3 protein-coding genes and 1 rRNA gene are annotated in these 4734 nt (G+C 71.4%); 2 read left to right on the top strand and 2 right to left on the bottom strand.

Annotated features, from left to right (window positions below; translation table 11 throughout):
- Nucleotides 1-343 precede the first annotated feature (343 nt).
- Nucleotides 344-988 carry a hypothetical protein gene (locus ACWDAK_RS40580; protein ID WP_427396286.1) on the top strand — a complete coding sequence of 215 codons (645 nt, stop codon included), beginning with the start codon at nt 344-346 and terminating at the stop codon, nt 986-988.
- A gap of 154 nt (nt 989-1142) precedes the next feature.
- Here the strand turns inward: ACWDAK_RS40580 and ACWDAK_RS40585 are convergent, their stop codons facing one another.
- A complete protein-coding gene (locus ACWDAK_RS40585) occupies nt 1143-3611 on the bottom strand; it encodes a helicase associated domain-containing protein (RefSeq protein ID WP_427396287.1) in 2469 nt (822 codons plus the stop codon).
- 69 nt (nt 3612-3680) lie between these two features.
- Nucleotides 3681-4130: a hypothetical protein gene (locus ACWDAK_RS40590; RefSeq protein WP_427396288.1), complete on the bottom strand. Its 450-nt coding sequence runs from the start codon at nt 4128-4130 to the stop codon at nt 3681-3683.
- 444 nt (nt 4131-4574) lie between these two features.
- On the opposite strand from ACWDAK_RS40590, the gene ACWDAK_RS40595 reads away from it, so the two are divergent.
- Nucleotides 4575-4734: ribosomal RNA gene (locus ACWDAK_RS40595) — 16S ribosomal RNA — on the top strand; the annotation flags it as partial.

The following is a 4734-nucleotide window of genomic DNA, read 5'->3' on the forward strand; positions in this document are numbered from 1 at the left end:
TCTGACGACCAGAGCGGCAAGAGCCGTGTAACGGGAGACTGTTACGCACGGTTCTGTGAGGGCCGGGAGGTGAGATCCCTCCCGGCTACTCGACCCTGCGCGGATAGCCGCTTACCCCCGTGCGTGGTCGGGGCGCGACAGCCGGGCGCGACAGGGCCCCGGGTGCGGCCGCCGACCGGGTGCGGGCCGGGCTGCGGCCTGCCGGACTCCTGCGGCCCAAGTGACCGATCCATCCTGCTTGAGCACCTTTCATGCCGGTATGGCGGCGAGGCGCAGAAAGTTGTCCACAGGTGAATCGGGGTCAGATCTCAGGTACAGCCCGGACGAGAGGATCTGACACCAAATGACCGCTATCAATGCAATCGCGCGGCACCGCCGCCCCGAGGACATGCCCGACTGGGGCTCCCACGTTCAGGAGCGCGTGGGCTGGCCGGTGGCGGAGCGCTCCGCGGAACTCGTCGGCCTGGCCCTGGCCGGGCGCCTGAACCCGACGGTGCCCGTGGACGAGTCCGATGCGCTGGCGCTGCTCGTGCTGAGCCAGTCGTACGGGCACGAGTGCGCGGTCACCCTGGCGGTGGAGCACTGGCTCGCCCTGCACATCGACGCCGACCCAGACTTGAGGGGCGGGTTCCTCTTCGGCGCGGAGTACACCCTGGACCGCGTGGACCGGCAGAACCACTCGCTGTACGCCCAGCAGCGGGCGCGGCTGGTCTGGCGGGAGCCCGCCCGCAGCCCGGCGCTGGCGGCGACCGCAGTGATGGTGTGCGGCTGCCGGGTCCGCTTCGAGGCGGTCGCCTCCACCGGCGAGCCCTACACGCACTCGCGCCGGTGGATGCGCGACGACCCCCTGTTCAACGAGGGCGCAGGGGAGGAGGCCCTCGAGCAGGGCCCGGAGACCTGCGCGGACTGCCTGGCATTCAGCGCGGACCCGGTGATCTACGTCGACTGCCCCTCGTGCACCGGCTGGAGGGACGCCGCCACCGGGTGAGCGTGAGCGCCTGCGCCCCGCCCGCCGACTGCAACGCGAGGTGCAACACGACCTGTGTTGCACCCCTGAACTGGGACTTCACCTCTCCCAGGCGGAGACCGGGCCGCGTTGCAGCAGGCTCGTTGCACCGCGTGGCGGCCCGGCCCAGCCCCGTCTACGCCCAGCGCATTCCGAGTTCGGTGAGACGCTCCGCACGGGCGGCGGGAACGTCGGCACGCCTGCTGCGGCTGTTGGCGATGAACAGGCCCAAGCTGACCTCCACCGTGCTCCCGTCGGCCAGCACCAACAGCTCCTTGTGCTTGCGCGGCACGTTCAGATGCCCCTCCCGCTCCCGGAACTGCGCGGCTGCCGCCAGGTTCCGCTGCTCCTTCTCCGCGTGGCTCACCTTGGCGGCCGGCCGCTGCTCGGCGGGCAGCGGCTCCAGCCCGAGGACATGCTCCAGCGCCCACTGCTGCGCCGGGGCGAGCTTGTCCCAGCTGGCCTGCTGCGTGCGGCCCCACCCGGCGAGGTCTTCGCCCTGGACGATGACGCTGCCCGGCTCGGCACCGGCCAGCGTGCCGCCGGCCTTGATGTGCCGCCAGGCCAGGGCGAAGCACCGCTGCCACTCCACCGACCAGGCCGGGCACCACGCCGGGTCGATCGCGTCCAGGGCGGCCTTGCGGTCGGCGGGCAGCGCCCCCGTCCAGTCCAGCCCGGTCTCCCCGGCCTCAGCACGGCGCTGGAGCGCCTCGGTGCGCCGCTGCGCGGTGCGCAGGTTCTTCATGATGGTCCCGACCGGCCGCCCGCCCCACACCGCTTCGTTCGGCGGGCAGAGGTGTCCGTGCTCGGCCGCGTACCCGGCCACCGCGGCGAGGTTGTCGGTGAAGGCCGTGTCGAACGCCGACCACACGAACCCGAGCCCGTCCAGCTCCGCCACGCGCTCCGCGTCGAGAACGCCGGCGGCCTTGTAGCGGCGCTGGTCGGCCACCCACGCCCCCAGCCGGTGACCGGACGGCGCGACGTAGGCGTAGGCGACCTTCACGTCCCCGAACGCCTTCTTGTACGCGAGCAGCTCCTCCAGGCCCCGCCGGAACTCGGCCCGCTCCGGCTCCAGCACCCGGGTCCGCACGAACGCCGCGATCACCGCCGGATCCCGCTGGGTGGAGAACTGCAGCAGCTGCTCGCCGGCCTCGCCGGAACGCCGCTCGTCCGGGTCGCCGGCGTGCCTCGGCTCGCGCGGCGGCCGGGTCTCGGACTGCGGCAGGGCCAGGCGCTCGACAGCGGCCGCGTCATGGGAGCGCAGGGCCATCAACAGCTTGGCGAGCCCGTCGAACGCCCTCGAACTCAGCAGCTGCTCCCCGCTCTCCCCAGGTCCGAGGATGACCGGCACCACGATCGTGGCGACCTTCCCGCTGCCGGGCTTCATCCGCAGCGCCCGGCCCACCGCCTGGACCAGGTCCACCATCGACCCCCGCACATCCGCAAAGAAGACGGAGTCGCAGTCGAAGGTATCGACCCCTTCGCTCAAGACCTTCACTGAGGAGAGCACGTAGCGCAGCAGCCGCAGCCCGTCCTCGGCGAGCAGCGAGGAGAAGTCCCCGAGCGTCTTCCGCCGCTCGGCCACGGTGTGCTCGGACTCCAGCCAGCTCGTCCCGATCAGCTCCGGGTCGGGGTGCAGCGCCGGGTCCTGCTCCCACAGCACCTTGGCGACGTCCCGCAGGCCGGTGCTGAGCGCCCGCGCCTCCGCCACCATGTGGTGGAAGGACAGCACCCGGCCCAGGTCCCACTCGGCCGCAGCGGTCAGCAGAGCCGTCTGCAGGGCCGCCAGACGGGCGCCCCGGTACTCCACCGACATCTCACTCGCACCGCGCTGCTCCAGTCCCTGGAGGACCGGATCAGAGACGTCGACGCAGACGATCCGGTAGGGGGCGACCACGCCGTCCGAGACCGCCTGCCCGAGCGAATAGCTGTGGGCGATCGGGCCGAAGGCGGACAGGCTCTCGTCGTCCATGCTGGCGATCAGCTCGGCCGACTCGATCCCGGCCGCCGCCGCCCGCTCCCGGTCCCGCTCCTTCACCGCCCATACGCGGGCGGTGGCCGTCATGAACAACCGCCGGTCACACGGGATCCGGGTGTTGTCCAGAATCGCCGCCCACGGCTTCCCCGCCTGGCCACTGACCCGGTGCGCCTCATCCACGACCGCGAGCGAAAACGGCTCCAAGCCCTCCTGATGCGCCCGCTCCAGGTGCCCCAGGCCCAGGCTCGCGTAGGTGGCGAACACCGTCACCTTGCCCGGCCCCGCCGTCCAGCGGATCAGCTCCGCCGCATCGGTGGTGCACGCGATGCCCGGCTGCTCGCTGCCCTTGAGCGAGCACAGCCCCACCATCCGCCCGCCGTGCCCCTCCCGCTTCCACACGGCCACCGTCTGCTCCAGCAGCGGCAGCGAGGGCACCAGCACCAGCGTCCGCTCCGAGCGCAGCCGAGCGGCCACGTGCACGGCCGTCAAGCTCTTGCCCGAGCCCGTCGCCGCCCGGACCTGACACCGCAGCCCCTCCGGCGGCAGCAGACCCGACGCCGGAGGCGTCAGAAGTCGTACCGAAGCGTCACACGCCTCTTCCTGATTAGGACGGAGCTTCTTAGACATGGGAGACAATTCCTCTCGGATGGAATTCAAGCGAGACGTAGACGGCGCGGAGCGAAGGAATTCAACAATTCACGGCGACGGCGAAACCCGCGTCGCGGGAACGCGGACCAAGCCCTCACCACCGCTCTCGACCCCCTCCGCCAGGACCTCCAGCACCCGCTCCGCAGACACCCCCAACTCACCCGCCAGCGCCACCAGCCGCCGCTGCGCCCCGGCGGACAGCTCCACCGTCAGCCGCTGCCCGGCCTCCACCCGGCGAAGCCGCCCCGTCTGCGCCCGCTGCGCCGCTTCAACGTCCTGGTACTCGGCGATCCAGACCTGGGCCTGCTTGTCGAGGTCCACGTCGTAGGCCGCCAAGCCCTGGGTGCGGACGAGCTCGGAGATCCGCTCCCACTCGTCGGCTTCCTCCGCAGCAGAAGGGCCGTAGCCCAGCAGGCCGGCCTCCCGCTGCCACCAGCGGGCCTGCCCCAACTGGACGGCGAGATACTCCGGAGATTTCCCCTGGGCCTTATCACGCACAGCGGATCGAGCGAGGTAGATTCCATAGGAGCCACAATCCATCTCATGTCCCTTCGCCGTGGCTGGCGCCATTTTGGCGGCCCCGCAGACCCTCCCGAAGCCGTGCCAACATCCCAGAGTCTAGCGGTATGCTGTCTTTGATGCACGAGAACGGGCGAAGCCCGCCCCTCCACCACCCCAACGAGTGACCCCACCACCTGACCACCCCTCACCAACCCACCCCTAAAGCGCGAAGCGCCCCACCCGCCACCCCAGTCAGCCCGGGCGAAGCCCGAACCCCCACCGCCACCCCATCAAGGGCCGAAGGCCCCACCCTGACACCCACCCAACTCCGCAGCGAAGCGCGGAGTTGACCCACCACCACCCACGCGCACGCAGCGCCCGCCACCCCGCCCGATCGGGCGCAGCCCGATCCGGCCGGCGCAGCCGGCCCGCTGCCCGCGCGCAGCGCGGGCCAGCCCTCGGCGAAGCCGAGGGCCCCGCTCCGGAGGAGCGGGCAGTACCGGCGGCCTACGGGAGGCAGCAGTGGGGAATATTGCACAATGGGCGAAAGCCTGATGCAGCGACGCCGCGTGAGGGATGACGGCCTTCGGGTTGTAAACCT

Source organism: Kitasatospora sp. NPDC001175, from assembly GCF_053598215.1.